24 protein-coding genes are annotated in these 26,207 nt (G+C 63.6%); 11 read left to right on the top strand and 13 right to left on the bottom strand.

What is annotated here, in order from left to right; genetic code table 11:
• Positions 1–4: 4 nt before the first annotated feature.
• The 4 genes from accC to RJ527_15905 all read left to right on the top strand — a co-directional run bounded on the left by accC (position 5) and on the right by RJ527_15905 (position 3,819).
• Positions 5–1,357 (top strand): acetyl-CoA carboxylase biotin carboxylase subunit, encoded by a 1,353-nt coding sequence (accC, locus tag RJ527_15920; protein ID WND75511.1) that lies wholly within the window; start codon positions 5–7, stop codon positions 1,355–1,357.
• A 21-nt stretch (positions 1,358–1,378) separates the two neighbouring features.
• Positions 1,379–2,050 carry a leucyl/phenylalanyl-tRNA--protein transferase gene (gene aat / locus RJ527_15915; protein WND75510.1) on the top strand — a complete coding sequence of 224 codons (672 nt, stop codon included), beginning with the start codon at positions 1,379–1,381 and terminating at the stop codon, positions 2,048–2,050.
• 37 nt (positions 2,051–2,087) lie between these two features.
• Positions 2,088–3,296, top strand: a complete 1,209-nt coding sequence (locus RJ527_15910; GenBank protein WND75509.1) for a cation:proton antiporter — start codon at positions 2,088–2,090, stop codon at positions 3,294–3,296.
• 100 nt (positions 3,297–3,396) lie between these two features.
• Positions 3,397–3,819, top strand: coding sequence for a BLUF domain-containing protein (locus tag RJ527_15905; GenBank protein WND75508.1), 423 nt, complete (start codon positions 3,397–3,399; stop codon positions 3,817–3,819).
• A gap of 31 nt (positions 3,820–3,850) precedes the next feature.
• Here the strand turns inward: RJ527_15905 and RJ527_15900 are convergent, their stop codons facing one another.
• The 5 genes from RJ527_15900 to RJ527_15880 form a co-directional block, all read right to left on the bottom strand.
• The gene (locus RJ527_15900; protein ID WND75507.1) at positions 3,851–4,003 is read right to left on the bottom strand and encodes a hypothetical protein; all 153 of its coding nucleotides are present in this window, start codon (positions 4,001–4,003) and stop codon (positions 3,851–3,853) included.
• A 170-nt stretch (positions 4,004–4,173) separates the two neighbouring features.
• Positions 4,174–4,554 (bottom strand): DUF2155 domain-containing protein, encoded by a 381-nt coding sequence (locus RJ527_15895; GenBank protein ID WND75506.1) that lies wholly within the window; start codon positions 4,552–4,554, stop codon positions 4,174–4,176.
• Between the two features lie 6 nt (positions 4,555–4,560).
• Positions 4,561–5,010: an outer membrane lipid asymmetry maintenance protein MlaD gene (locus tag RJ527_15890; protein ID WND75505.1), complete on the bottom strand. Its 450-nt coding sequence runs from the start codon at positions 5,008–5,010 to the stop codon at positions 4,561–4,563.
• Positions 5,011–5,028: 18 nt separating this feature from the next.
• Positions 5,029–5,526 carry an MlaD family protein gene (locus RJ527_15885; GenBank protein ID WND75504.1) on the bottom strand — a complete coding sequence of 166 codons (498 nt, stop codon included), beginning with the start codon at positions 5,524–5,526 and terminating at the stop codon, positions 5,029–5,031.
• A gap of 45 nt (positions 5,527–5,571) precedes the next feature.
• The gene (locus RJ527_15880) at positions 5,572–5,928 is read right to left on the bottom strand and encodes an NADH:ubiquinone oxidoreductase subunit NDUFA12 (protein WND75503.1); all 357 of its coding nucleotides are present in this window, start codon (positions 5,926–5,928) and stop codon (positions 5,572–5,574) included.
• A 399-nt stretch (positions 5,929–6,327) separates the two neighbouring features.
• Here RJ527_15880 and RJ527_15875 point away from each other — a divergent pair, with 399 nt between their 5' ends.
• The 3 genes from RJ527_15875 to RJ527_15865 all read left to right on the top strand — a co-directional run bounded on the left by RJ527_15875 (position 6,328) and on the right by RJ527_15865 (position 12,198).
• Entirely contained in the window at positions 6,328–10,047 is a 3,720-nt protein-coding gene (locus RJ527_15875; GenBank protein WND75502.1) for a vitamin B12-dependent ribonucleotide reductase, read from the top strand.
• A gap of 364 nt (positions 10,048–10,411) precedes the next feature.
• Positions 10,412–11,650, top strand: coding sequence for a response regulator (locus RJ527_15870; protein WND75501.1), 1,239 nt, complete (start codon positions 10,412–10,414; stop codon positions 11,648–11,650).
• An 80-nt stretch (positions 11,651–11,730) separates the two neighbouring features.
• A complete protein-coding gene (locus RJ527_15865; GenBank protein ID WND75500.1) occupies positions 11,731–12,198 on the top strand; it encodes a RidA family protein in 468 nt (155 codons plus the stop codon).
• A gap of 14 nt (positions 12,199–12,212) precedes the next feature.
• Here the strand turns inward: RJ527_15865 and RJ527_15860 are convergent, their stop codons facing one another.
• Positions 12,213–12,959 carry a hypothetical protein gene (locus tag RJ527_15860; protein WND75499.1) on the bottom strand — a complete coding sequence of 249 codons (747 nt, stop codon included), beginning with the start codon at positions 12,957–12,959 and terminating at the stop codon, positions 12,213–12,215.
• A 153-nt stretch (positions 12,960–13,112) separates the two neighbouring features.
• On the opposite strand from RJ527_15860, the gene RJ527_15855 reads away from it, so the two are divergent.
• Positions 13,113–14,024: a cobalamin-binding protein gene (locus tag RJ527_15855; GenBank protein WND75498.1), complete on the top strand. Its 912-nt coding sequence runs from the start codon at positions 13,113–13,115 to the stop codon at positions 14,022–14,024.
• Here the strand turns inward: RJ527_15855 and RJ527_15850 are convergent.
• Both RJ527_15850 and RJ527_15845 read right to left on the bottom strand, forming a co-directional pair.
• Positions 14,011–14,649: a YiiX/YebB-like N1pC/P60 family cysteine hydrolase gene (locus tag RJ527_15850; GenBank protein ID WND75497.1), complete on the bottom strand. Its 639-nt coding sequence runs from the start codon at positions 14,647–14,649 to the stop codon at positions 14,011–14,013. The genes RJ527_15855 and RJ527_15850 overlap by 14 nt on opposite strands.
• A 70-nt stretch (positions 14,650–14,719) precedes the next feature.
• Entirely contained in the window at positions 14,720–15,790 is a 1,071-nt protein-coding gene (locus RJ527_15845; GenBank protein WND75496.1) for a hypothetical protein, read from the bottom strand.
• Between the two features lie 303 nt (positions 15,791–16,093).
• Here RJ527_15845 and RJ527_15840 point away from each other — a divergent pair, with 303 nt between their 5' ends.
• Both RJ527_15840 and RJ527_15835 read left to right on the top strand, forming a co-directional pair.
• On the top strand, positions 16,094–17,263 hold the full coding sequence (locus tag RJ527_15840; protein WND75495.1) for a GNAT family N-acetyltransferase: 1,170 nt from the start codon (positions 16,094–16,096) through the stop codon (positions 17,261–17,263).
• A gap of 92 nt (positions 17,264–17,355) precedes the next feature.
• A complete protein-coding gene (locus RJ527_15835) occupies positions 17,356–17,991 on the top strand; it encodes a hypothetical protein (protein ID WND75494.1) in 636 nt (211 codons plus the stop codon).
• On the opposite strand, the gene RJ527_15830 is transcribed toward RJ527_15835, so the two are convergent.
• The 4 genes from RJ527_15830 to RJ527_15815 all read right to left on the bottom strand — a co-directional run bounded on the left by RJ527_15830 (position 17,988) and on the right by RJ527_15815 (position 22,809).
• Positions 17,988–19,127, bottom strand: a complete 1,140-nt coding sequence (locus RJ527_15830) for a CoA transferase (GenBank protein ID WND75493.1) — start codon at positions 19,125–19,127, stop codon at positions 17,988–17,990. The two genes, RJ527_15835 and RJ527_15830, sit on opposite strands and share 4 nt — an antisense overlap.
• 27 nt (positions 19,128–19,154) lie before the next feature.
• On the bottom strand, positions 19,155–21,467 hold the full coding sequence (gene clpA, locus RJ527_15825; protein ID WND75492.1) for an ATP-dependent Clp protease ATP-binding subunit ClpA: 2,313 nt from the start codon (positions 21,465–21,467) through the stop codon (positions 19,155–19,157).
• On the bottom strand, positions 21,468–21,836 hold the full coding sequence (gene clpS, locus RJ527_15820) for an ATP-dependent Clp protease adapter ClpS (protein WND75491.1): 369 nt from the start codon (positions 21,834–21,836) through the stop codon (positions 21,468–21,470).
• 373 nt (positions 21,837–22,209) lie between these two features.
• Positions 22,210–22,809: a phasin family protein gene (locus tag RJ527_15815; GenBank protein WND75490.1), complete on the bottom strand. Its 600-nt coding sequence runs from the start codon at positions 22,807–22,809 to the stop codon at positions 22,210–22,212.
• A 455-nt stretch (positions 22,810–23,264) separates the two neighbouring features.
• On the opposite strand from RJ527_15815, the gene RJ527_15810 reads away from it, so the two are divergent.
• A complete protein-coding gene (locus RJ527_15810; GenBank protein ID WND75489.1) occupies positions 23,265–24,506 on the top strand; it encodes a D-alanyl-D-alanine carboxypeptidase in 1,242 nt (413 codons plus the stop codon).
• Between the two features lie 306 nt (positions 24,507–24,812).
• Here the strand turns inward: RJ527_15810 and RJ527_15805 are convergent, their stop codons facing one another.
• Positions 24,813–26,198, bottom strand: coding sequence for a phosphomannomutase/phosphoglucomutase (locus RJ527_15805; GenBank protein ID WND75488.1), 1,386 nt, complete (start codon positions 26,196–26,198; stop codon positions 24,813–24,815).
• Between the last annotated feature and the right edge of the window lie 9 nt (positions 26,199–26,207).

Below are 26,207 nucleotides of genomic sequence, written 5' to 3'. Positions count from 1 at the left end.
GGCCTTGTTCGAAAAGGTCCTGATCGCCAACCGGGGGGAAATCGCGCTGCGCATCCTGCGCGCCTGCCGCGAAATGGGCATTTCCACGGTCGCCGTCCATTCCACCGCCGACACCGACGCCATGCACGTGCGCTTCGCCGACGAAAGCGTGTGCATCGGCCCGCCGTCGGCCAAGGACAGCTATCTGTCGATCCAGGCCGTGCTGTCGGCCGCCGCCATTTCCGGGGCCGACGCCATTCACCCCGGATACGGGTTTCTTTCGGAAAACGCCGATTTCGCCCAGATGGTCGCCGAACACGGCTTCACCTTCATCGGCCCTTCGGCCGATCACATCCGGCTGATGGGCGACAAGGTTCAGGCCAAGGCCGCCGCCAAGGCCGCCGGCATCCCCGTGGTGCCCGGATCGGACGGCGCCATCGAGGACATCAAGGACGTGGCCCGGGTCGCCAAGGACATCGGCTATCCCGTGCTGATCAAGGCCGCCGCCGGCGGCGGCGGGCGCGGCATGCAGGTGGTGCGCCGGGAAGAGGACCTGGAAGGTCTGGTCAAGGTAGCCCAGAGCGAAGCCAGCGCCGCCTTCGGCAACGGCGCCGTCTACATGGAAAAGTACCTGGACAAGCCGCGCCACATCGAAATCCAGATCATGGCCGACATGCATGGCAACGTGGTGCATCTGGGCGAGCGCGACTGCTCCCTGCAACGCAGGCACCAGAAGGTCCTGGAAGAAGCGCCCTCGCCGGCCCTCAACGCGGCGCAGCGGGCCGAGATCGGCGAGATCACGGTCAACGCCATTTCCAAGCTGGGCTACCAAAGCGCCGGCACGGTCGAATACCTGTACGAGGACGGGAAGTTCTACTTCATCGAGATGAACACCCGCCTACAGGTCGAACACCCGATCACCGAAGCGATCACGGGCATCGACATTGTGCGTGAGATGATCCGCGTCGCCCAGGGGGCCAAGCTGTCGATGACCCAGGAAGACGTCGTCCTGCGCGGCCATGCCATCGAATGCCGGATCAACGCGGAAGACCCCGTGACCTTCGCGCCCTCGCCGGGCAAGGTCGGTGTCTATCATGCGCCGGGCGGCCTGGGCGTGCGCGTCGATTCCGCCCTTTATTCCGGCTACACAGTGCCGCCTCACTACGATAGCATGATCGCCAAGCTGATCGTTCATGGCGCGTCACGGAACGAATGCCTGATGCGCCTGAGGCGGGCGCTTGAGGAATTTGTGATCGATGGCATTTCGACGGGCATACCGCTGCAACAGCGCATCATCGGCGAACGGGATTTCGTCGACGGCTCCTATGACATCCACTGGCTTGAAACCCTCATGGCGGCGGACAAGGACGGCGCCTGACGTCACCGCCGGGAGCGTTTCATGAGCCGGCGCGATCAAACCCAGGAAAGCCTGCCCGCCGAACTTCTGTTGCGCGCCTATGCCGCCGGTATTTTTCCCATGGCCGAAAGCCGCGACGACCCGCAGGTGTTCTGGGTCGATCCCAAGCAGCGCGGCGTGTTGCCGCTGGAAACCTTCCACGTCTCGAAAAGCCTGAAAAAGGTGCTGCGCCGCGGCGAGTTCATCGTGCGCGCCAATTCGGCGTTCGAACGGGTGCTCGACGAATGCGCCGCCCCCGGCCCGGGGCGCAAGGATACCTGGATCAACGAACCGATCCGAACCGCCGTCATCGAGCTGCACAACCTGGGCTTCGCCCATTCCATCGAAACCTGGAAGGACGGCGAACTGGCCGGCGGGCTCTACGGGGTGGCGCTCCGGGGGGCATTCTTCGGCGAAAGCATGTTTTCGCGGGCGACGAACGCGTCCAAGGTCGCCCTCGCCCATCTGGTCGCGCGCCTGCGCCTGGGCGGGTTCCGTCTGCTCGACACCCAGTTCGTGACCGATCACCTGAAAACCTTCGGCTGCGAAGAAATTCCCGCCCGCGACTATCAAAAGCGCCTGGAATCGGCCCTCGAGTATCAGGCCCGGTTCCCCCTCAACCCGGCGCCGGACCGGGTGATGCACGAGATCCAGGCAATGGCCGAACACCCGTGAGCCCGGACAAGCCCGCCCCGCCCCGATCGGCCCGCCGATGATCGATCATCAATTCCTCGCCGCCTTCGAACTGATGTTGGGCGTGCTGATCGTCGCGGTCGTCTTCACGCGCATCGGGTTCGACAGGCTCGGCCTGCCGGCCCTGGCGGGCTTTATTCTGCTGGGCTTCGTCCTCCGGGTGGCCGACACGCACATGGCCTTCGTGTCCGGTACGGGCCGCCACCTGCTGGAATTCCTTTCCGAGACGGGTGTGTTCATCCTGCTGTTCCGGATCGGGCTCGACAGTAACCTGCACGGCCTTGTCGCGAAGCTGCCGCGGGCAGCGCCGATCTGGCTCGGCAACGTGACGCTTAGCGGCGTCCCCGCGTTCCTGCTGTGTCATCAGGTGTTCGACCTGGGGGCGGTGCCCAGCATGTTCACGGCCATCGCCATGACGGCGACCAGCGTCGCCGTGACCACGGAACTGTGGCGCGAGGCCGGCGCCCTCGACACGCCCGACGGCGAAACCTTGATCGACGTGGCGGAACTGGATGACCTGTCGGCGGTCATCTTCATGGCCATGGCCGTGGCCGTCGCCCCCCTGGTCCATTCGGGGAACGGCGGCGGCATGGCGGCCCATATATCGGAAATCTCGCTGATCCTATTGGCCAAGGCGGCGGCGCTCGGCGCCCTGTGTCTGGCCGTCGCCTGGGCCAACCAGCACCGCCTTGCCGCCATCCTGACCCGCCTCGGCAATCCTCATGCGGCGATGATCCTCCTGGGCATCGGGTTGTGCGTCGCCGCCGTCGCCTCGCTGTTGGGCTTTTCCATCGCCATCGGCGCCTTCTTCGCGGGCCTGATCTTCAGCCGCAATCCGGACGTCGTGCGCATGGAAACGGGATTCGTGCAGATTCAGGCCTTTTTCGTGCCGTTCTTTTTCATCGCCATCGGCTTTCGCATCGATCCCGGGTCCCTGGGCATGGCCCTGGCGTTCGGCGGGGCGCTGCTCGCCGTCGCCGTCGGCGGCAAGATCGCGGGGGCCGGACTGCCGGCCCTGATGACGACATCCGGCGCCGGCGCGTTGCTGATCGGGGTCAGCATGGTGCCGCGCGCCGAAATGGCCATGGTGATCGGCCAGCAGGCCCGCGCCCTGGGCGATTGGGCCATGCCGGCCGGGGTCTTTTCGGGAATTGCCCTGGTCGCGCTGGCGACCTCGATCGCCACGCCGATCGCCGTCCACATTCTCCTGCGCCGTCGAGGATATTGACCGATAAAACGCCGTCCAGGCCTTGCTTGGGGGCTGGCATGTAATTTGCTCTGTGCGACTTGACCGTGTTATTCGCAACCGGAGCAGCAGGAGTGGCCCCATGCCCATTCATAAGATTTTGTACACCAGCCAAGCCACGCATCCCGTCTCGAAAGAAGAATGCCGGCGCATTTTGGCCGCGTCGCGCGACAACAATCGTCAAAATGACGTGACGGGTCTTCTTATCTATCTTGAGAACGGCACCTTCATCCAATTGCTGGAAGGGGACGCGGAGGCGGTCGGGCGGACCATGGAGCGCATCAGCGGCGACCCCCGTCACCAGCACATCGGCGTCATCACGAAATATGACGACGAGCACCGGGACTTCGGCGGTTGGGAAATGGCCTTTCGCGCCATGCACCCGGACGAGATGAAGAGCGAACTGGGTTTTCACGACATCATCGACGGCGACTATCGAAACGCCTTCAAGAACGGCCCCGCCATCCTGACCGTCATGCGCAATCTCTGCCTCGTCAACGCCTGACGACGCGCGGGCGGCCGCGATGGACGGCCGGCTATTTGTTGCTGGCGTGCAGTGCCGCGAAATAGGCGGCCAGGGCGGCAACATCCGCATCGGTCAGCGACCGCGAGAAGGACGTCATCACAGGGTGTGTTCGTTCGCCCGAGCGGAAACTCCGCGCCGCGGCATAAAATTGATCCGTCGGCATGCCGGCGAGGTCCGGCGCGATAACTCCTTGCGGCGTGTGGCAATTCCGGCAGAGCGCGGGGTCAGCGGCCCCTGCTTCCCCGGCCAGGGAAACGAGCACCAACGCCCAGAAAATTTTACCGCGACAAGGCCCCATATTCTTCTCTGAGTGATGACATGAACCGGGCGGCGCTATTTTGGTGCGGTGGCATCCGACGGCTCGGCGCAATCAAGCACCCAGATGTCGTAGACGGGGTGTTCCAGCGCATTGAGCGCCGGACTGGAGGCGAACATCCAGCCGCGGAACAGGCTGACCGCCGGTTCTCCGGGGCGGATTTCCCAGATATCGAGGAAGGCCGCGCTTTCCGGCGGCTCTTCCGGCGAGCGCTTGTCGCAGCTGCGGGCGATGATCTCAAGCGTGCCGAACCGCACGACCTCGCCGACCCGGGCTTCCAGGGTCGAAACCCGCGCCGTGACCTTATCCAGGCCTTGCAGGATGACCTTGTTCATCGGAGACGCCGCCGCCGGAAAGGCGGCGAGGATGCCGATCAGAACAATGAGGCATAGCCGCATCGCGGCCTATTTCCCGCCCGTGGCCAGGAAGATGATCTCGCCGACCTGATCCTCAAGGGACTTGAAGTCCTCGACCTTGGCGATGCGTCCGCCCGCGGGCAGCGTTTCCGCCGCCTGGCCCGGCTTCAGGCGGATGTATTTTCCGCCCAGGATGCCTTCGGAGCCGATCGTCGCCACCGTGTCCTTGGGCAGTTTCACATCCGGGCGGATCGACATGATGACGACGGCCTCGAACGTCTGCGGATCGAGCACGCGATCAAGAACGGTACCGATCTTGATGCCGTTGATGCGCACGTCGCTGCCCTTGGACAGGCCGCCGATCTTGAGGAAATGCGCCTTGACCTCATAGCCCGAGACGGCCTTCACCTGGGCCACGTTGAAGGCGAAGAACAGAAACACCCCGGCAACGATCAGCACGACGCCGCCCAGGACCGTTTCGATTGCATTACGTCCCATATCCGATCTCTCCGCCCCTTATTTCGTCTGTCCAGCCGCCGTTTCGGCGGCGGCCCGGCGCTCTTCCATGGCGGCCCGGCCCTGGGAAATGATGAGATTCAGAATGTCGCTGACGACCTGGGCATCCTGGGTGATGGCGATCAGATCGCCGGTTTTCAGCCCCGTTTCCGACGCGCCCGGTTCCAAAACGACGTACTTTCCGCCGAACAGGCCGTCGGTCTGCACCGAGGCCGACGAATCGTTCGGCACCATCACGTCGCTGGTCAGATTGAGGGTCAACACGGCGCGGAACTTGTCGTCCAGGCGCTGGGTCGCGACCTTGCCGATTCGAACGCCGCCCATGCGGACCTCGGCCCCGGGCGCGATGCCGTCGACGCGGCCGAACAGGGCATCGACCCGGATTCGGCCGTCCGCGCCGGAGGTCACGTCGCGGCTTTGGTTCATGAAGCCGAGAACCGCCAGAAGCACGACAAGCGCCAAAGCGCCGATCATCTGTTCCTTGGTTTCCAGTGTCATCGGTATCCGACCGTCATCGCAGCGCCCCGGCCAGGGAGCCGCAAATCATTCCGGCTTCCAGGCTTCGTAGTCGCCCGTGGCATGGGCGCGGGCGCCGCCCTTGAAATCGTGGCCCGCGGGGCGATAGGCACCGGCGGTCCCCGTCAGGTTGGGGACATGCTCCTTCTGCCACGGCCGCGCCCGGGTGGCGCTTTCGGTCAGCGGCTCGGCAGAGGTGTGGTGCAACCAGGAATGCCATTCCGGCGGCACCTTGGAGGCTTCCTTGCGGCCCTTGTACAGAACCCAGCGGCGTTCGCGGCCGTACAGCGACCCGCCCTTGTTCTTGTAATAACGGTTGCCGAACTCGTCGGTGCCGACGAGCTTGCCGTGAATCCAGGTATGCAGCAGCGTTCCGATGTCCATGGGGTCTCATATCCGCCTGATGTACCGCGGGAATATGGCACCATGCGGGCGCAAGGTCCAGTCCGCTTGACCGCCTTTACCGACCGCCGCCCGCAATATGTAGGGAGGCCGCGACTATGACCTAAGGCATAACCCCCGGTTTTCCGGGAGGTTCCACAAAATCAAGTAATTTATTCGTAACATAGCCCCTAAATGTTGAAATAATCCTGTTGCTGCCCCCAAAGCCGCTGGCTACATTTAGCGTCCTTCACGCCTGGGCAAATACACTATGTAGTTTCAGGAAGCGAAAGCCTTCCGAGCCAGCGGCAAAGAAGCGACCCGGGTCTGTTGTTGGGCCCGCCGGCCAACGACAGGGCCGGAAATGACAGGGACCACCAAGGGAACGCAGACGGGGTAGCCATGCAGATCAAGCGGCATTTTACGAAACAGGACCAATCACCTTACGCGGCAATCAAGTTTCGCCGGGCATCCAGCGAAATCCGAAACCCGGATGGCTCCGTGGTGTTTGCGCAGGCGGACATCGAAGTCCCCGACTCCTGGTCGCAGGTCGCCTCCGACGTGCTGGCGCAGAAGTACTTCCGCAAGGCGGGCGTGCCGGCGAAGCTGAAGAAGGTCGAGGAGAATTCGGTGCCGTCGTGGCTGTGGCGCTCCGAGCCCGATGCCGCCGCCCTCAAGAAGCTGCCCAAGGACAAGCGGTCGTCCGGCGAAACCAGCGCCAAGCAGGTGTTCGACCGTCTGGCCGGAACCTGGACCTATTGGGGCTGGAAAGGCGGCTATTTCGATTCCGAAGCCGACGCCCGGACCTACTTCGATGAAATGCGCTTCATGCTGGCCAAGCAGATGGCCGCGCCGAACTCGCCCCAGTGGTTCAACACGGGCCTGCATTGGGCCTACGGCATCGATGGCCCGGCCCAGGGGCACCACTATGTCGATTTCGAGACCGGCAAGCTGGTCGCCTCCAATTCCGCCTATGAGCACCCGCAGCCCCATGCCTGCTTCATCCAGGGCGTCAGCGACGATCTGGTGAACGAAGGCGGCATCATGGACCTTTGGGTCCGCGAGGCGCGGCTGTTCAAGTACGGCTCGGGCACGGGCTCCAACTTCTCGGCCCTGCGCGGCGAGAACGAAGCCCTGTCGGGCGGCGGCAAGTCGTCGGGCCTGATGAGCTTCCTCAAGATCGGCGACCGCGCGGCCGGCGCCATCAAGTCGGGCGGCACCACGCGCCGGGCGGCCAAGATGGTCGTCGTCGATGTCGATCATCCGGACATCGAGAACTACATCAACTGGAAGGTCCAGGAAGAGCAGAAGGTCGCCGCCCTGGTGTCCGGCTCGCGCCTGGCCAAACGCTACCTGACCCAGGTCATGGCCGCCTGTCAGGCCGACATGGGCCCGGACGCCGGCGCCGACGACCGCTTCGACCCCAAGATCAACGCCGACCTGAAGGACGCCATCAAGGGCTGCCGCCAGGTCATGATCCCCGACAACTACGTCCAGCGGGTGATCCATTTCGCCCGTCAGGGGTATACGGAAATCGATTTCCCGACCTACAACACGGATTGGGACTCGGAAGCCTATGTGACCGTGTCGGGGCAGAACTCCAACAACTCCGTGCGCCTGACCAACGAATTCATCCGCGCCGTCCTCAACGACGGCGAGTGGGAATTGATCCGCCGCACGGACGGCAAGGTGCACAAGCGCATCCAGGCCCGCGAGCTGTGGGAAAAGATCGGTTATTCGGCCTGGGCCTGCGCCGATCCGGGCCTGCAGTACGACACCACCATCAACGAATGGCACACCTGCCCCAATTCGGGCCGCATCAACGCCTCCAACCCCTGCTCCGAATACATGTTCCTGGACGACACGGCCTGCAATCTGGCGTCCTTGAACCTGATCACGTTTTCGCAGAAGGATGGCACCTTCGACGTCACCGGGTTCGAACATGCGGTGCGCCTGTGGACCGTGACACTTGAGATTTCGGTGCTCATGGCCCAGTTCCCGTCCAAGGAAATCGCCCAGCTGTCCTACGAATTCCGGACCCTGGGCCTGGGCTATGCCAACATCGGCGGCTATCTGATGAACGCCGGACTGTCCTACGATTCCGTCGAAGGCCGGGCCATCTGCGGCGCCGTCACGGCATTGATGACCGGCACCTGCTACGCCACCTCGGCCGAAATGGCCGCGGAGTTGGGCACCTTCCCCGGCTACGAAAAGAACGCCGACGCCATGCTGCGGGTCATCCGCAACCACCGCCGCGCCGCCCAGGGCGTGAAACAGGGCTACGAGGGCCTGGAAGTCGCCCCCGTGCCGCTGATCGCGGGCGACTGCCCGGATGCGGAACTGTCCAAGGCCGCGGCCAAGGCCTGGGACCTGGCGCTGGAAGGCGGCGAGGCCCATGGCTACCGTAATGCCCAGACCACGGTGATCGCGCCCACGGGCACCATCGGCCTGGTCATGGATTGCGACACCACGGGGATCGAGCCCGACTTCGCGCTCGTGAAGTTCAAGAAGCTGGCCGGCGGCGGCTACTTCAAGATCATCAACCGCATGGTGCCGAAGGCGCTTTCGGGCATGGGCTACACGGCCGACGAGATCACCGACATGATCAACTACGCGGTCGGCCACGGCACCTTGGAAGGGGCGCCGGGGATCAATGCAGAAGCATTGAAGATCAAAGGCTTCACGGACAATGTTCTGAAAAAGCTTGAAGAATCTCTCGGCGAAGCCTTCGATATCAAGTTCGTGTTCAACAAGTGGAACCTGGGCGACGCCTTCTGCCGCGAGGGCCTGGGCATTCCGGCCGACAAGCTCGACGACATGAGCTTCGACATGCTCGCCTACCTCGGCTTCTCCAAGGCCGAGGTCGAGGCCGCCAACACCTACATCTGCGGCGCCATGACGCTGGAGGGCGCCCCTCACCTGAAGGCCGAGCACCTGTCCGTGTTCGACTGCGCCAACCCCTGCGGCAAGATCGGCAAGCGCTACCTTTCCGTCGAAAGCCACATCCGCATGATGGCGGCGGCGCAGCCCTTCATCTCGGGCGCCATTTCCAAGACCATCAACATGCCGAACTCGGCGTCGGTCAAGGAATGCAACGACGCCTACATGCTGTCCTGGAAACTGGGGCTGAAGGCCAACGCGCTGTACCGTGACGGCTCCAAGCTGTCGCAGCCGCTGCAATCGGCCCTGCTGGACGACATCGACGCCGAGGAAACCCTGGAAGAGGCCGTGGCCGCCGCGCCGGCCAACGCCTCCAGGGCCGAGATCGTCGCCGAACGCATCGTCGAACGCATCGTCGAACGGGCCCAGGAACGCCGCCGCCCGCCCAACCGGCGCAAGGGCTATATCCAGAAGGCGTCGATCGGCGATCACAAGGTCTACCTGCACACCGGCGAATACAGCGACGGCAAGCTGGCGGAAATCTTCATCGACATGCACAAGGAAGGGGCCGCCTTCCGCTCGCTGATGAACAACTTCGCCATCGCCATCTCCATCGGCCTGCAGTACGGCGTGCCGCTTGAAGAATACGTGGAGGCCTTCACCTTCACCCGCTTCGAGCCCTCGGGCATGGTCACCGGCAACGACACCATCAAGATGGCGACGTCGATCCTCGACTACATCTTCCGTGAACTGGCAGTGTCGTATCTGGACCGCAACGACCTCGCCCATGTGGAGCCGGCGGACCTGCTGCCCGACACCCTGGGTGACGGCTCCGCCGAAGGCGACCTTCCGGAAAACGCCGAGAAGTCCGGCATGATGGAAGCCGTGGCGCAGCTGACCAGCCGCGGGTACGTGCGCTCCAAGCAGTTCATGGTCGTGCAGGGCGGGCGCTTCGGCGGTGAACAGTCCGGCTCGACGGCAGGCGCCGTGCGCACCACCGGCAGCAACGGCGGCGGCAACGGCGCGGGTGCCACCGTGCAACGGGCGGAAAGCACCGAAACGATCCTGGAGATCGAGACCAGCGTGATCACCCAGACCGACAGCAAACTGGACCAGATCCGCGAAGCCCGCATGAAGGGATATGAGGGCGACTCCTGCGGCGACTGCGGCAACTTCACCCTGGTGCGCAACGGCACCTGCATGAAGTGCGTCACCTGCGGCGCCACAAGCGGATGTTCATAATGCCCCGAACCGGCATTCCATCCATTCAGGAATCCTCCCTGGGAAACTTGGGGCGTGCGGCGGGCTTCGGCTCGCCGCACGCCTCTTTTTTGGCCTGACGTCCCGACGCCTCGCGGCCTTTTCGCACCCGCCGCCGGCATTCCGCCCGCAGGCGGGTTTCCCATGCCCCGCAACGACAGGAAAGACGGTTTGCGGTTGTCCCGCATGATCTGCTACAACCCTGAAAACCCTGCCTAGACGATACGTTTCCGGGTACGGCGATAATCGATGTTTTGAGGGATTGTTAATCTGTTCAGGCTCTACTCGCTTGAACAGTTGGGTTTTTTTTGGATGACCGGATCAACACCGGCATACTGGGACAGGAATGGCAGGTAAGACCGACCCCATCCATTTTGTCGCGGTCGATGACGACCCGATGATCCTTAACGCCATCGCCTCCATGCTGGAGGCGGCGGGTCATCGCGTCACCGCGTTCACGGACTCCAAGGAAGCCATGGACAAGATGGTCGCCCTGGCACCCGACTGCGTCATCTCGGATCTGATGATGCCGGATGTCGATGGTTTCCAGTTGTGCAAGTTCGTGCGCGGCCATGAAGGCCTTGCCGATACGGTCTTCATCGTGCTGACGGCGAAAAGCTACGAATTCGACGTCAACCGCGCCTATGAATTCGGCGCCCACGGCTTCATCCGCAAACCCATCATCGCGGCAACCTTTCTCGACAAGGTCAACCGCATCCTGCGCGACGACATCGAACTGTCGTTCTGGGGCGTGCGCGGCACCCTGCCGGTTTCCGGCGAAGGCAGCTTGAAGTACGGCGGCAACACGAACTGCGTCACCCTGCAATTCCCGCGCGACCAGATTTTCATCTTCGACGGCGGCACCGGGATCAAGACCTTCGGCGACAAGCTGGTGGCCAACGGCCGGCGCAACGTCCGCGGCCGCATCTTCATCTCCCACCCCCATTGGGACCACATCAACGCCATCCCGTTCTTCGCGCCCTTGTACCGCCAAGGCAACGAGTTCCAGATTCTCGGCGCCAATCAGGGCGACATTTCCATCCGCGAAATCATCTCGGCCCAGATGGACGGCGTGTACTTTCCGATCACGCTGAAGGAATTCGCGGCCCGGGTCTATTTCCGTGACCTGGAGGAAGAAGAGTTCGAGGTCGACGGCATCCGTGTGAAGACGAAACTTCTGAGCCATCCGGGGCAATGCCTGGGCTTCCGCATCGAATACAACGGCCGCGCCATCTGCTACGTCACGGACAACGAGATGTTTCTCGAGAATTCCGACGGCTACAATCCGCATTACGAGGAAAAATTGGCCGAATTCGTGCACGGCGCCGACGCGCTCATCACCGATTCAACCTATACGGACGCGGAATACGCGACCAAGGTGACCTGGGGCCATTCCTGTATTTCCAAGGTCGTCGAACTGGCGGACCGGGGCAAGGTGAAGACTCTTTACCTCTATCACCACGACCCGGACCAGGACGACGCGGCCATCGACAGCAAGCTGAAAACGGCCCAGAAGCTGTTGCAGGAACGGGGCAGCGACACCATCTGCATCGCGCCCAAGGAACACGACACCTTCTACATCTGATCCTCCCGCATCCGATCCGCCCTGCCCCGCCGGGGCGGTCACCCAATCCAATGACCAGCCCCAACGAAAGGATTCCCCACATGACCGGAACCGTCGACGCCCGTCTGAAGGACCTGGGCATTGACCTGCCCAAACCGTCCACGCCTGCGGCCAACTACATCCCCTATACCGTGGTCGGGTCGACCGTGTTCGTGTCGGGCCAGGTCTGCGTGTGGAACGGTGAGATCACCTGCCGCGGCCGGCTGGGCGAGGACGTCTCGACCGAGGACGGCTATCAGGCGGCCCGGGTCTGCGGCCTCAACCTCATCGCCCAGGTGCGCGAAGCCTGCGGCGGCGATCTGGACCGTGTCGTGCGGGTCGCCAAACTGGGCGGCTTCGTCAATTCGGCGGCCGACTTCACCGATCAGCCCGAGGTCATCAACGGCGCCTCCGACCTGATGGTCGAGGTGTTCGGTGACGCCGGCAAGCACGCGCGCTTCGCCGTCGGCGCCCCGTCCCTGCCGCGCGGCGTGGCCGTCGAGGTCGATGGGATTTTCGAAATCCGCTGACCCCGCCTTCCGGCTCAGCGCGTTATCAGCGCCCCCAGGAAACTCAGCATTCTGGCCTTGGCTTCGGGGTCCTTGGCGACGACATGCAGGGTTCCGGTCAATCCCAGGACCTGCATCCCCGTGCGGCCGACGTAATCCAGGCATTTAATGGGACGCCCCTTGCGCCAGGGATCGTTCTCCGAATAGACCGCGAGCGCCGGCTCCTCCGGCGGCCCTTGGTAACCTGTCGAGCAGCGCGTGCCGCTCATGATGCGGCCCTTGAAGGCCGTGCCCGGATAGGCCGCGGCGGCGTTTGAGCCCTGGGAATGGCCGAACAGGAAGATGTTGTTCCAATCGACCCAGGGAAAGTCCTTCAGGCCCAGAAGGGCCCGGTCCAGTTCCTCGAGCCGCCAGGCGACGACATTTTTGTAAATCCCCTTCGGCCCGGCGCGGGAATGGGTTTTCGAATCGCAGGTTTTGACCCGTTTCGGCCGGGCGAAGCTGTCGGGCGCGACGACGACGAAGCCCGCCTCGGCCAACATACCGGCGTTGACGCTGCCCGAATTGCCGAACCCGCCGCAGCCGTGCAGATAGACCACCACGGGCCGGGGCGCTCCCTTGGCGAGGCTGTCCAGCGCCCGCGCCACGGACCCAAGGTCGCGCGGACCGCCCAGCACGCCCGTGCCCAGAGGATTGGCATCGGCGGGCACATAGAAATGCGCCCGTTTCCAGGTTCTCTCGACGGCATCCGGGCCAAGGGATTCCGGGGGAACCTCGTCCATCCCCGCGCTGGCGGCGCCGGGCATCAAGACGAAACAAAGAGCTAGGGAAAGCAAAAAGGGCCGCACGCGCATCACACCACCCTCCATACGCGGTTGCCGATCACGGACCGCGCGCGCAGACTAGTCCTGATGGAATCGGCCGTGAATAGAGAAATGAAGCGCGTCGTTTCGCTGTTGCCGAGCGCGACGGAGATCGTCGCGGCGCTGGGCTGCGCGGACTGGCTGGTGGGACGGTCCCATGAATGCGACTTCCCGCCCGCCGTCCAGACCCTGCCCGTCTGCACGGCGCCGCGCCTGGACCTTTCCGGCAGCAGCGCCGAGATCGACGCCAAGGTCAAGGCCGCCGTGGCCGACGCTGCCTCCGTCTACGAGGTCCTTCATGGGCCGCTCGCGGACTGCGCGCCAGACGTCATCCTCACCCAGGACCAGTGCGAGGTCTGCGCCGTCAGCCTGGCCGATGTCGAGGCGGCGCTGTGCGGCTGGACCGGCACGCCTGCGCGGATCGTATCGTTGAAACCCATGACGCTCGCCGACGTGTTCGCCGATGTTGAACGGGTCGCCGACGCCCTGGGCCGGGCCGATCATGGCCGTGCCGTGGCGGACGGCCTGCGCGACCGGGCGCGGGCGCTGACTGCCGCGCCCGCAGGTCCCCGCCCCCGCGTCGCCTGCATCGAATGGACCGACCCCCTGATGGCGGCGGGCAACTGGGTGCCGGAGCTGGTCGAGATGGCCGGCGGCGAAGACGTGTTCGGCAAAGCCGGCGACCACGCGCCCTGGATCACCTGGGACGACCTGGCCCAGGCCGATCCCGACATCATCGTGTTCATGCCCTGCGGGTTCGGATTGGAACGATCGGCCGCGGAGGCGCGCCTGTTGATGGACCGGCATCCTGACTTTCGGAACTTGAATGCCGCGAGGACAGGCCGCGTCTACGCCACCGACGCCAACAGCTACTTCAACCGGCCGGGGCCGAGGTTGGTGGAGAGTCTTGCGATTCTGCGGGCGGCGTTCGCCGGAACAGCGAACGCCACCGATGCGTGGACATCGGTCATCACGGTCGCTTGAGATATTTGAAATCAGTCAGCAACGGCACGAAATCAACGGGCGCCACGAACCCGTGCGGTCCCGGCGGAATCTCGCCCAGTCCTAATTCACGCAGGCAGATCGCGACATATTCGCTACAGATGAACTCCTTATCGTTGTCAAAGTCCTGGGCCCCTGCATTGGCCCCGAACAACGTGCTTTGCGCGACACGCAGCGCCAGTTTCAAAACCTGGTCCCGGTCGTAAGGATAACCGAACAGATCGACAGCCTGCTGACCGAACTTCGACATCACCCGGCGATCCGAAATATTCGGCTGCGCCTTCAGGCTGGCGACCGCGATACCACCCGGGTACGCCTTGCCATCCTTATAATCCAACAGATACTTGCGAAACGGCACCACCCGCACCCCTTCAGGTTCGACGCTTTCAAGAACCAGAACCCGGCCGATTGCGCGTGCTTGGACAATTAGGGCGACGTGGCTCCAATCGCTGGAGGTCGCCTTGCGGATGATTTTGGAAAACGCATAATCGCCGGAACATAGCAGCAGATCGCAGGTCTTGAGTGTCGGCCGGATAGCCTCATAGGCGGCAATGACCGCATCGCCGGACGGTGCGTTCTTGAACGCCTTCGCGTTGATGCGCCGCATCGTGAACTTCCTCTCCCCTCACTCACACCGGGCCGGTGACTCTCCATCCGAACCGCCGGCAGACGGCTGTTTACCTTTGTTGCGGCGGGGGGACCGGCTCTCCGGGCGTGACTTTCCCTGCGGGCACCCCGCCGCCCGTGGCACCGCCACCGGCCGCGCCATCCCCGGCCGCGCCATCGCCGGCCGCGCCACTGCCGGCCGAGCCATCACCAGCCGCACCGGCGCTGACCGCGCCGGGCGCCGTGGCACGTTGTTGCATCAACCCCAGAATTCGCGCGTTGTTAAGATCGATCTGCACCCGGGCGGCGCGCTGGTCGTCGGCGTTCAGGGCACCGGCAGTTCCCGTGGGGATCGCAAGTTTGGTGCGCAGCGCTTCGCTTTCTTTCTTAAGCGCGTCGATCTCCTTATCGATATCTTCGCGGGTCTTGACCGGCGCTTCTTTATCTTTCGTCAGCCCGACCAGGCCTTCGTAGAAGGAACAGGCCGTGTGATAAAGGTAGGCGTCTCCGATCGCCTGATCGACGCTGTAGTCCTTGATGCTCAACTTGCGTTTCTCGATAAGCCCCTGCTTGATCGTCGCACGGGTCTGCACGATCTTGTTGACGATCGCCGCCGCCAGCAAGTTCTGGTAGAACTCTGCCTTGACGGCCGTGCCCGCCGCATTCACGGAAGCAGACGCCGTCGAAATAGCCGACTTCGCAACCTCTCCGCCAACCACGGCCGATACGCTTGATAGGATCGTCGACAGCAACGACGTGGAGAAATTAAACACAGCGGAATTGGCCAGAATCGCCCCTTTGTGATGGGTACAAATCTGTTCCGAACGGTTCATGATGACGTCTTGCAGCCGGTTACGGTTTGCCGGATCGTTGACCGCCTTGCCGTAGGCGATTTTGAATCCTTCGCCATTGTCGGGATTCTTGGGAACAAGCTTCTCCTTGTCTGAGTCCCAGACGACCTCCTTGCGGAAATCATCCAGAAAGACGAACAGATCAAGGTTGATCGGCGGCGGCGCGTGTAACCCTTTCGCGTCGCTCGCCGCCTGTTCGTTATCGATCAGGGCCCGGTCGACGATAAACAAATCCTGTGCGGTCCCGCACCCTGTCAGCAGCACGACGGCAAGAAGCAACGCAAACTCCATACGCCCATCGCTTGATGCCCGTGCTGGATGAGTGTGGCGCATGATTTATCCCCCTTAAAGATCGTCAATCCACCCCAGGCGCTGTTGAGCCGCGCCATGACTAGCTGCCCGACCGCTGGCACAACGCGGGTTTTGCCGATTGGCCTGTCCGCATTGCCAGAACCTAGCGATACGTAATTATCATTTTTCTAATATTAGAATAAGATGAATTCAAATGGAGAGGTCACGTACACCGGGTTTTTTCCATCATTTTCTGTGGATAATTTGCGCGCATTTCCGAATACAACTGGCTAAATTCCGGGTATGCCCGACGGACGCGACGCGGTCGCCATCAAGATTGTCAAATCCCTCTCCGAGGTCTCGCCCGAGGCCTGGGACGCCTGTGCCGGAACGGACAACCCCTTCGTCCGTCACGCCTTTCTGTCGGCGCTGGAGGACTCCGGATCGGCCACGGGGGAAACCGGCTGGCTCGGTCAGCATCTGGTGATCGAGGACCCGGCGGGCGGCATCGCCGCCTGCGCGCCGCTTTACCTGAAAAACCATTCCTACGGCGAATACGTGTTCGACTGGGGCTGGGCCGACGCCTACGAGCGCGCCGGCGGGCGCTATTATCCCAAGTTGCAATGCGCCGTGCCGTTCACGCCGGTGACCGGGCCGCGCCTGCTGGTCAACCAAGCCTTGCCCGACGGCCAACGCCGCGAGATGCGTCTTGCCCTGATCGCCGGCATGGCGCAGCTGGCCCAGAACCTAGGTGTGTCGTCGCTGCACGTCACCTTTCCCACCGAGGCCGAATGGGTGGCGTTCGGGGATGCCGGATACCTGCAACGCATCGGCCAGCAGTTCCATTGGGAGAACAAGGGATTCAAAACCTTCGACGATTTCCTGGACGAACTGTCATCGCGCAAGCGCAAGAACATCAAGAAGGAGCGCCGCGCCGTCCATGACGCCGGCCTGGACATTCGCGCCCTCGAAGGCCCCGACATCACCGAGGCCCATTGGGACGCCTTTTTCCAATTCTACATGGACACGACCGACAAGAAATGGGGCCAGGCCTACCTGACGCGCCGGTTCTTTTCCCTGCTGGGCGAACGCCTGGGCCGGGCCGTGGTCCTGATCGTGGTGGAAAAGGACGGCCGGCCCGTGGCGGGTGCCTTGAACCTGCGCGGCGGCGACACGCTGTACGGCCGCAACTGGGGCTGCGTCGCGGACTATAAGTTCCTGCACTTCGAAGCCTGCTATTATCAGGCCATCGACTATGCCATCGCGAACGGCCTGAAATGGGTTGAGGCCGGCGCCCAGGGCCCTCACAAGGTGCAGCGCGGCTACCTGCCCCGCCGCACGTTTTCCGCCCATTGGATCGCCGACAAGGGCTTCCGAGATGCCGTTTCCGGCTTTCTGAAGGACGAATCCAGGGGAATCGAGCGGGAAATGTCCGCCTATGGGGCGTTCTCTCCCTTTAAAAAATCAGAATAAAATCAATTTTCTAGACAAATTTTTCGAAAATCGCGCGCAAGTGTGATGCCGGTCACGTTTCCTTTACCAATATTCCCTAAAGTAAAGGGGTTATGGAACGCTATGTGCAAATTTACCTGCTGACCGCCGCCGCGCTCGTCGCGGTGCTGCTGCTGTCGGCGGCGGCCATCGCGGCACCTCGGGTGCCCGACGCGGAAGGCATGGGGATCAACCCCCTGATCCGCACGGCGGCGGCCTTGGCCCCGGGCGCGGACTGCATCCGCCACGGCCGCACGGGCACGGGCGAAGTTCTGGTCAACAAATGCAACGCCTGCATGGTGGTCGGGGTGACCCGCCTGCGCCAGGGCTATTCCAACCCGGAAGTGCGTAAGTTCAACGTCATGGCCAACATGACCCTGCCCCTGCCGTTCCGCGGCCCGGGCCGGACCAGCCTCGGTTCCATCTATCCCTGCGATCAGGCCAATCTGGTGAAACCGGAAACGCTCGTCGACGACAGCGACAAGAAATGCATCACCCTGGAAACGGACAAGGGCAACGGCGGCGTGTTCCTGGTGAACAACTGCCGCGCCTGCCGCGCCGCCCAGGTCATTCGCATGGCCGCCAACGGCAAGCCGCTGGGCAGCCAGTCCTACGTGATCGGCGCCAAGGGCAACCTGCGCCTGTCGTCGCAGGGCGCTTCCATGGTCGGCCTGACCCGCGAAGCCGACTGTCCCCAGCTCGCCCGCTAGACGTTTTCCCAATCCTGTAAAATCTGTTCCGCCGTGCGCGGCACCAGCGGCGCCCGCGCGCCCGTGGTCAGGCCGTCGACGAGGATCGGCAGCAACACCTGCACCCCGCCGAGGGGATCGTCCGTCACAAGGCCCCGTGCCCGCACCTGCGGCTGGTCCGCGACGCCCGCGTAATCGGCGACCGGCTGCACACAGGTATCGACACCGTCCAGCACCGACAGCCAATGATCCAACGGCTGTCCGGCGAGATGCGCCGTGACCTCGGAGATCAGATTGGATTGCGGCAGCGCCTCCCACTGGCGTGGGGTCCAATCGTCGCGGCCGACGGCGCGGCAGAAGTTTTCCCAGAACCGGGGCTCCAGATTACCGAGCGTCAATTCCCGCCCGTCGGCGCAGGCATAGACCCGGTAGCACGCGGCCCCGCCAGTCAATAGCGCCGCCCCCCGCGCCTTGCCGAGGCCGAGCCTTTCCGCCGTCAGGCCAATGGCCTGCCAGGACAGGACACAGTCGGACATGGCGACGTCCAGGAAGGCGCCCCGCCCGTCCCGGCCCCGGCGCACCAGGGCGCCCAGAATGGCGAGGGCCGACATCACCGCCCCGGCGCAGTCGGCCATGGGCGGCCAGGCCATGGCGGGCTCCGCCGCCGTTCCGGCCTGGCTGAGCGCACCCGTGGCCGCCATGTAGTTCAGGTCATGCCCGGCGGCCAGGCGCAACGGCCCGGTTTGCCCATATCCCGTCAGCGCGCAATAGACCAACCCTGGGTTCAGGGCCTTGGCCGCGTCATATCCGAAACCGAGCCGGTCCATCACCCCGGGCCGATAGCTTTCCAGCAGAACATCGGCGCCCCGGACCAGGTCCCGGAACGACGCCCTGCCGCCCTCGGACTTGAGGTCGAGGCGGGTCACCGTCTTGCCGGCGTTAAGCACCTGATAGAAGGGGGAGGCGTCGCCGCCTTCGACCACATCGGGATCGAGTAGACCCGACATGGGATCAAGATGGCGCTGCGGGTCGCCGGCCGGCGGCTCGACCTTCACCACCTCCGCCCCCAGGTCGGCGAGGACCTGGGCCGCGAGCGGTCCCGGCAGGTATTGGCTGAGATCGAGAACCCGGATCCCGGAAAGGAAGGAAAACGCCACGCTGCGTCCGCCCGGACCGGGAACCGACTATTCGACCAGGGCGGGAACTTTGCCCTTCTTGCGCTTGGCCGGGAGTCGGGTCGATCCCGGTTCGGGGAAATCGAACACCAACTTGTCGTCGTCGACGCCGACCAGAACCATGCCGCCCTTGACGAGTTTGCCGAACAACAGCTCCTCGGCCAGGGGCTTCTTAATGTTCTCTTGAATCACGCGGCTGAGCGGCCGGGCGCCGAACAATTTGTCGAAGCCCCGCTTGGCCAGCCATTCACGCGCCGCGTCGGTCAGCTCGATCACCACGCCCCGGTCTTCAAGCTGCAATTCCAGGTTCATGATGAACTTGTCGACGACACGGGCGACGACTTCCGGCGTCAGCGCCGCGAAGGGAATAATGGCATCCAGACGGTTGCGGAATTCGGGCGTGAACATGCGCTCGATCGCTTCCGTATCCTCACCCACACGGGTTTCACGTTCGAACCCGATGGCCGGCTTGGCCAGGTCGGCCGCCCCCGCGTTGGTGGTCATGATCAGGATCACATTGCGGAAGCTGACGGACTTGCCGTTGTGGTCGGTCAGCTTGCCGTGGTCCATGACCTGAAGAAGGATATTGAACAGGTCCGGGTGGGCCTTTTCGATTTCGTCCAGCAGCAGCACGCAATGGGGCTGCTGATCGACGGCGTCGGTCAACAGGCCGCCCTGATCGAAGCCGACGTAGCCCGGCGGGGCGCCGATCAGCCGCGAGACCGAATGGCGTTCCATGTATTCGGACATGTCGAAGCGCACCAGATCGATGCCCATCATGTGCGACAGCTGACGCGCGACCTCGGTCTTGCCGACGCCCGTGGGGCCCGAGAACAGGTAGGAGCCGATGGGCTTTTCCGGTTCGCGCAGGCCGGCGCGGGACAGCTTGATGGCGCTGGCCAAAGCCTCGATGGCGTTGTCCTGACCAAACACCATGGTCTTCAGGTCGCGGTCCAGGTTCTTCAGCGCCTTGCGGTCGTCGGACGACACCGATTTTTCCGGAATGCGGGCGATCTTGGCGACCACCTGTTCCACGTCCTTCACGGTGACCGTCTTGCGCCGCTTGCCCGGCGGCAGCAGCATGCGCGACGCCCCGACCTCGTCGATCACGTCCAAGGCCTTATCCGGCAGCTTGCGTTCGTGGATGTACTTGGTCGACAGTTCCACCGCCGCCTTGATGGCGTCGTTGGTGTAACGCACGTTGTGGTGTTCCTCGAAATAGGGCTTCAGGCCCTTGAGAATCTTGATCGTGTCGTCCATGGACGGTTCGTACACGTCGATCTTCTGGAACCGGCGCACCAGGGCGCGGTCCTTTTCGAAATAGTTGCGGTATTCCTTGTAGGTGGTCGAGCCCATGCAGCGCAGGCCGCCCTTTTGCAAGGCGGGCTTGAGGATGTTCGACGCGTCCATGGATCCGCCCGAGGTGGCGCCCGCGCCGATCACCGTATGAATTTCGTCGATGAACAGGATCGCCTTGGGCATGGCTTCGAGTTCGGCCATGACGTTCTTCAGGCGCTCCTCGAAATCGCCGCGATAGCGGGTTCCGGCCAGAAGGGCGCCCATGTCGAGAGCGTAAATGGTGTTGCCGAGCAGCACCTCGGGCACGTCCTCGTCCTCGATGCGCTTGGCCAGACCTTCGGCGATGGCGGTTTTGCCCACCCCCGGGTCGCCGACGAACAGCGGGTTGTTCTTGTTGCGCCGGCACAGGATCTGGATGGCGCGGTCGACCTCTTCGTGGCGGCCGATCAGGGGATCGATTCGGCCTTCGTTCGCCTTCTTGTTCAGGTTGGTGCAATAGGCGTCGAGCGCTTCCGAGCCCTTGCGGGCAACCGCCTCGGCCTCGGCTTCCGGGTCGGCGCCGGACACGGTGCGTTGCTCCGAACGCCCGGGCACCTTGGCGATGCCGTGGGAGATGTAGTTGACGGCGTCGAGACGCGTCATGTCCTGCAGTTGCAGATAATAGACGGCATGGGATTCCCGTTCCGAGAACAGGGCCACCAGCACGTTGGCGCCGGTCACTTCCTCGCGGCCCGACGACTGGACATGGATCACGGCGCGCTGGACGACGCGCTGGAAGCCCGCCGTCGGCTTGGGCTCAAGCCCGCGCGGGTTGTCGATCTCGGCCAGTTCGTTGTCGAGGAACTCGGTCAGGTCGGCGATCAGGCGTTCGACCTCCACGTCGCAGGCCTTCAGCACCGCGATGGAATCCGGGTCTTCGGTCAGGGAAAGAAGCAGGTGTTCGAGGGTTGCGTATTCGTGATTACGCTCGGCGGCGAGGGCCAGGGCGCGGTGAAGGGTCTGTTCTAGCTCGCGTGAAAGCATCTAATCCTCATCTCCGCCGCCGTCTTTCTCGATCGTGCACTGGAGAGGATGCTGATGCTGACGCGCCAGATCCATGACCTGTGTCACTTTCGTTTCGGCGATTTCATATGTGAAGACGCCGCAGACGCCCACCCCGCGCTGGTGGACATGCAGCATCACTTGGGTAGCCTGCTCACTGTTCATGCCGAAGAAACGCTCGAGGACATGAACGACGAACTCCATCGGCGTGTAGTCGTCATTGAGCATCAGGACCTTGTACATGGACGGACGCTTGGTCCGCGTGCGGGATTTGACCGCCAAACCGGTGCCGGAGTCATCGTCCCGCCCCGGGTCGATGGGAGATTTTGGCGGGTCTGTCGGTCCTGTCATCTCCGTCCTGTCCTTGCCGTGTTCGGGCCGGCGACCGCCGCCCATCGGCGCCGCCGAAGCGGCCTGCCACTCCGACGGTAATCCAATTCTATTTAAAAAGGATTGCCCGGGGAAGCCCCGGGTCCGGGGTGCGGTTGCCGCTTGTCCCAGAATATATGGGCAGAGCACCCGCCAGCGCCAAGTCCCGCGTCCAGGAATTCTCCAACAGGCCGGCCCGTAACCGGATCAGCCGTCGTCCAAAACGGTCCGGCGCGCGCCCCGGACCGGAGAATCGTCCGTCACCGCCCTCTCCGAAACCGGCAAACGAAAACGCCCGGCAGGGACTGCCGGGCGCTTGTTCAGGGCCGCATCACGTTGGGTGAGGCGAAAATCCTCAGGCGGCAATCGGCTTGGTCACCTTTTCGACGGCGACGGTCACACGGCCGGCGATCGGCGCCGCGGCTTCCTCGGCCAGTTTCACGGCCATGTCGGAAATCTTGCGGCTTTCGTCGAAGGCCTTGGCGTAATTGGTCTTCAACAGACTGCTCTGCAGCTTGACCATGTCGTCGACCGACTTGCAGCCGAACATCTTCTTGGTCAGGTCGACCGTTTCTTCCATGTTCTTCTGGGCCATGGCGAACAGCACCTTGTTCAGATCCTGCATGCCCTTCGCCATGATGTTGTTGGCCTGGACGAAGGCGTCGACGTTTTCCTTGTTGTAGGCAACCGCGTCTTCATAAGTCTTGAACACCTGACCGCCGGCCTTGACGGCCGCGGCAATCTGCTCCTGGCCCATGGTGGCGGCCTTTTCAACGCCCTTAGCAGCGACGTCGGCGCCGGCCTTGACGACGGTTTCAACGGTCTCCTTAACGACAGGCGCGACCGCCTCGACCTGGCCGGCGGCGGGCGCCGACGCGGCAGCGGCGGGTTTGGCGGGCGCGGCGGGCGCAGCGGCGGGTTTCGCGGTCGCGGTGGGCTTCTTGGCTTCAGCCATTGTACTCTCCATCTGGGTTCTTTGTCGGGTGATCAACATCATCCTTGGCGGCGTCCGGGCGCTTTGGCGCCTCCGGTTCCCGCTTTTCACTGCCGGGCAGTGATGCTGCAATGCAGCAATCGTTGAAATATAAGCCCTGCGCCGGTCTTTCGTCAAGGGCGCATGATGCATTGCACAAAAATTTATCCTTCTTGTAACCTTTTGTTTTTGTGTCAATTTTTTGTCCTCAAAATGTCCATCGATGCCCCCTCCGCGGCCTGCTCAGGGGGACCGCCCCCCCCCCGCCGACCAGTCCGTTAATCAAATGTTTACGATGAATCCTTAAAGAAGATATTGATTCGGCTGCGAAATTTCTGGAGACGCCGCAAGCGGATTCCGCTACGATACCGGCGAATCGGGGGACGACGCGACGACGACAATGAGGCATACAGCTCAACACGGGGAAGAGAGCTCTCATGGCTGAGACGACGCGTCCGATTAAACGAAGAGGGGGGCTGCGCCTTTTGGCGGCGGCCGCTCTGGTTCTGCTGACCGCCCTGGTGCTTTCACCGGGACAAGCGGCGGCCAAATATGCCTCCTTGGTCATTGACGCCGAAACGGGCGAGGTTCTGCACGCGGTCAATGCGGACACGCGGAACTACCCCGCCTCCCTGACCAAGATGATGACCCTCTACAAGATGTTCGAAGCGGTCGAAAACGGCCGCTGGTCCATGAACACCCGCCTGCGCATGTCGGCCCGTGCCGCCGGCCAGCCCCCGTCGAAGCTTGGCCTGAAACCCGGCGAGACCATTTCCGTGCGCGACGCGATCCTGGCCCTGGCCGTGAAGTCGGCCAACGACATCGCCGCCGCCGTGGCCGAAAACTACAGCGGCAAGGAATGGAAGTTCGCCCGGGAAATGACCGAGACGGCGCGGCGCCTGGGCATGGACCGGACGACCTTCCGCAATGCCTCGGGCCTGCCCCACAGCGCGCAGATGAGCACCGCCCGCGACATGGCCAAACTGGCCCGCGCGCTTCTCCGCGACTTTCCCCAGTACTATCATTTCTTCTCGCGCACCCGGTTCGATTTCGACGGCGTGTCGCACAAGACCCACAACAAGATGCTGCTCACCTATGACGGCGTCGACGGCTTCAAGACCGGCTATATCCGGGCGTCCGGCTTCAATCTGGTGACCTCGGCCAAACGCGACGGCCGGCGCCTGATCGGCGTCGTGTTCGGCGCCAATTCGTCGAGTGCGCGCAACCATCTGATGGCCAAGTACCTGGACCGTGCCTTCGCAGAACTGGGCAGTGCGCCGGTGCTGGCCAAGGCCGACATTCCGGCCCCCGCCCCCCTGCCCACGCCCCCCGGCCGCGAGGAGGAACAGGGCGACGGCGACGGGCCGCCCCGGATCGTCGCGTTCGACAAGCAGTCGCGCTGGGGCATCCAGGTCGGCGCCTTCGCCCAGTCCGAACAGGCCGAAAGCATGGCCATGAAGGCACGCGACACCCTGCCGTCCCTGCTTGACGGCGGCGTGATCTCCATCGTTCCCTTGACCAAGAGGAACGGCAAGGTCCTGCACCGGGCGCGGGTTTACGGCCTCAGCAAGCGCGACGCCTACCGCGCCTGCAAGCTGCTGGAGCGGCGCCACATTCCGTGCATGGAACTGCGTGGGCCGGAGACCTTGGAAATGGCCTCCCTTCCGGCCGAGAACTAGGCTTCTCTCCCTCTTCCGCACGTTTCTCGATCCATCCCCCGGCCTTTTAGTCCGGGAGACGATGCATGGGCGTGCCTTTTGCACCTGTTACTTGCACCCGAGATCCGCGCAACAGCGAAGTTTTCGTGGCATCAACCAACAAATTTTGCCACAATTGTCCATGGGATCGAAATGCTGCGCGCGGCCATCGGGTGCCATGCGTGGCAGGGGGAGGGAGAGGAATCGTCTTACGACGGTTCCTCTCCGTTTTTTTGGCCTCCCGCGCAGGGATGCCAAAGACCTGATATCTGAAAAGAAAGCGGCGGCCTAAAGGTCCGGCACAGCCACGTTGCTTTGCGCCAACTGCCCGGCCAGCGCCGATTTCAGCCGCGCCAGGGCGGCCGCGTCCGCGGCCTCGCAGCGCGCGACCAGCACCGGCTGGGTATTGGATGCACGCAGCAGCCACCAACCGTCCTCCGACTGTACCCGCACGCCGTCCATGCCGTGGACGGCGATGCCCGTTTCCGTGGCCAGACGGGCGCGGACTTCCTCGACCACCTGGAACTTGCGGTCGTCGGCGCAATCGAAGCGGATTTCCGGCGTCGAGACGGTCTTCGGCATGGCGTCCAGCAGGTCACCCAGGCTGGCCTCCGTGCCGTTCAGCACGTTGAGCAGGCGGATCGCGGCATAAAGCGCGTCGTCATAGCCATAATAGCGGTCCTTGAAGAAGATATGGGCGCTCATCTCGCCCGCCAGCGGCGCGCCGATCTCGGCCATCTTGCTTTTGATATGGGAATGGCCGGTCTTCCACATCAGCGGCTTGCCGCCCAGGCGCGCGATTTCCTCGAAGAACACGGTCGACGTCTTCACGTCGGCGATGATCGTCGCCCCCGGATGGGCGGCCAGCACGTCGCGCGCCAGAATGGCGAGCAACTGATCACCCCACAGCACCCTGCCCTGTCCGTCGACGATGCCGATCCGATCGCCGTCGCCGTCAAAGGCGATGCCGAGGTCGCAGCCGTTCGCCGCCACCGCGGCCTTCAACTGCGCCAGGTTCTTTTCCACCGTCGGATCGGGGTGATGGGCCGGGAACGTACCGTCGATGGTTTCGTTCAACAGGATATGACGGCCCGGCAGGCCGGCGACCAGCTTGACCAGGGCCTCGCCCGCCGCCCCGTTGCCCGCGTCCCAGGCGACCGTCAGCGGCTTGGCGCCGTCGAAATCCTGCAACAGGCGCGCCACGTAGGCGTCCATGATGTCGATCCTGGCCTCGCCGCCGCTGCCCGTGGCGTAATCCCCCTGGGCCGCCAGGGCGCCCAGCCTTTGGATATCGGCGCCGAAGAACGACCGCCCCTGCATCACCATCTTCACGCCGTTGAATTCCGGCGGGTTGTGCGAGCCCGTGACCATCAGGCCCGCGTCCGTGCCCAGATGGTAGGTGGCGAAATAAAGCATGGGCGTCGGCCCAAGCCCGACCCGCTTGACGTCGACCCCGGCGGCGCGCAGGCCGTCGGCCAGGGCCGCTTCCAGTTCGGGTGAACTCAGGCGCCCATCATACCCCGTGGAAGCACTTCTGCCGCCGGCGCGCACCAGCAGGGTGCCGAACGCCCGGCCGATGGCGAACATGTCCCGGGGCCCCAAGGTGTCGCCCACGGTGCCGCGGATGTCGTATTCGCGCAGGATGCTGGGATTGAAGCTGTGGCTATCCGCCATGAAAGGTTA

Source organism: Thalassospiraceae bacterium LMO-SO8 (assembly GCA_031655335.1).
GTDB lineage: Bacteria > Pseudomonadota > Alphaproteobacteria > Rhodospirillales > Casp-alpha2 > UBA1479.
This window is presented reverse-complemented; position numbering and strand designations above follow the sequence as displayed.

Bases quoted from the DNA above. Each gene is read 5' to 3' on its own strand.
- RJ527_15910 (WND75509.1), top strand. From the start codon at position 2,088: ATGATCGATCATCAATTCCTCGCCGCCTTCGAACTGATGTTGGGCGTG.
- RJ527_15835 (WND75494.1), top strand. From the start codon at position 17,356: ATGGAACGCTATGTGCAAATTTACCTGCTGACCGCCGCCGCGCTCGTC.
- RJ527_15810 (WND75489.1), top strand. From the start codon at position 23,265: ATGGCTGAGACGACGCGTCCGATTAAACGAAGAGGGGGGCTGCGCCTT.
- RJ527_15860 (WND75499.1), bottom strand. From the start codon at position 12,959: ATGGACGAGGTTCCCCCGGAATCCCTTGGCCCGGATGCCGTCGAGAGA.
- RJ527_15905 (WND75508.1), top strand. From the start codon at position 3,397: ATGCCCATTCATAAGATTTTGTACACCAGCCAAGCCACGCATCCCGTC.
- RJ527_15900 (WND75507.1), bottom strand. From the start codon at position 4,003: ATGCCGACGGATCAATTTTATGCCGCGGCGCGGAGTTTCCGCTCGGGC.
- RJ527_15805 (WND75488.1), bottom strand. From the start codon at position 26,198: ATGGCGGATAGCCACAGCTTCAATCCCAGCATCCTGCGCGAATACGAC.
- clpA (WND75492.1), bottom strand. From the start codon at position 21,467: ATGCTTTCACGCGAGCTAGAACAGACCCTTCACCGCGCCCTGGCCCTC.
- RJ527_15850 (WND75497.1), bottom strand. From the start codon at position 14,649: ATGCGGCGCATCAACGCGAAGGCGTTCAAGAACGCACCGTCCGGCGAT.
- RJ527_15840 (WND75495.1), top strand. From the start codon at position 16,094: ATGCCCGACGGACGCGACGCGGTCGCCATCAAGATTGTCAAATCCCTC.
- RJ527_15875 (WND75502.1), top strand. From the start codon at position 6,328: ATGCAGATCAAGCGGCATTTTACGAAACAGGACCAATCACCTTACGCG.
- RJ527_15870 (WND75501.1), top strand. From the start codon at position 10,412: ATGGCAGGTAAGACCGACCCCATCCATTTTGTCGCGGTCGATGACGAC.
- RJ527_15890 (WND75505.1), bottom strand. From the start codon at position 5,010: ATGGGACGTAATGCAATCGAAACGGTCCTGGGCGGCGTCGTGCTGATC.
- RJ527_15845 (WND75496.1), bottom strand. From the start codon at position 15,790: ATGGAGTTTGCGTTGCTTCTTGCCGTCGTGCTGCTGACAGGGTGCGGG.
- aat (WND75510.1), top strand. From the start codon at position 1,379: ATGAGCCGGCGCGATCAAACCCAGGAAAGCCTGCCCGCCGAACTTCTG.
- RJ527_15865 (WND75500.1), top strand. From the start codon at position 11,731: ATGACCGGAACCGTCGACGCCCGTCTGAAGGACCTGGGCATTGACCTG.
- RJ527_15895 (WND75506.1), bottom strand. From the start codon at position 4,554: ATGCGGCTATGCCTCATTGTTCTGATCGGCATCCTCGCCGCCTTTCCG.
- RJ527_15880 (WND75503.1), bottom strand. From the start codon at position 5,928: ATGGACATCGGAACGCTGCTGCATACCTGGATTCACGGCAAGCTCGTC.
- RJ527_15885 (WND75504.1), bottom strand. From the start codon at position 5,526: ATGACACTGGAAACCAAGGAACAGATGATCGGCGCTTTGGCGCTTGTC.
- RJ527_15855 (WND75498.1), top strand. From the start codon at position 13,113: ATGAAGCGCGTCGTTTCGCTGTTGCCGAGCGCGACGGAGATCGTCGCG.
- clpS (WND75491.1), bottom strand. From the start codon at position 21,836: ATGACAGGACCGACAGACCCGCCAAAATCTCCCATCGACCCGGGGCGG.
- RJ527_15815 (WND75490.1), bottom strand. From the start codon at position 22,809: ATGGCTGAAGCCAAGAAGCCCACCGCGACCGCGAAACCCGCCGCTGCG.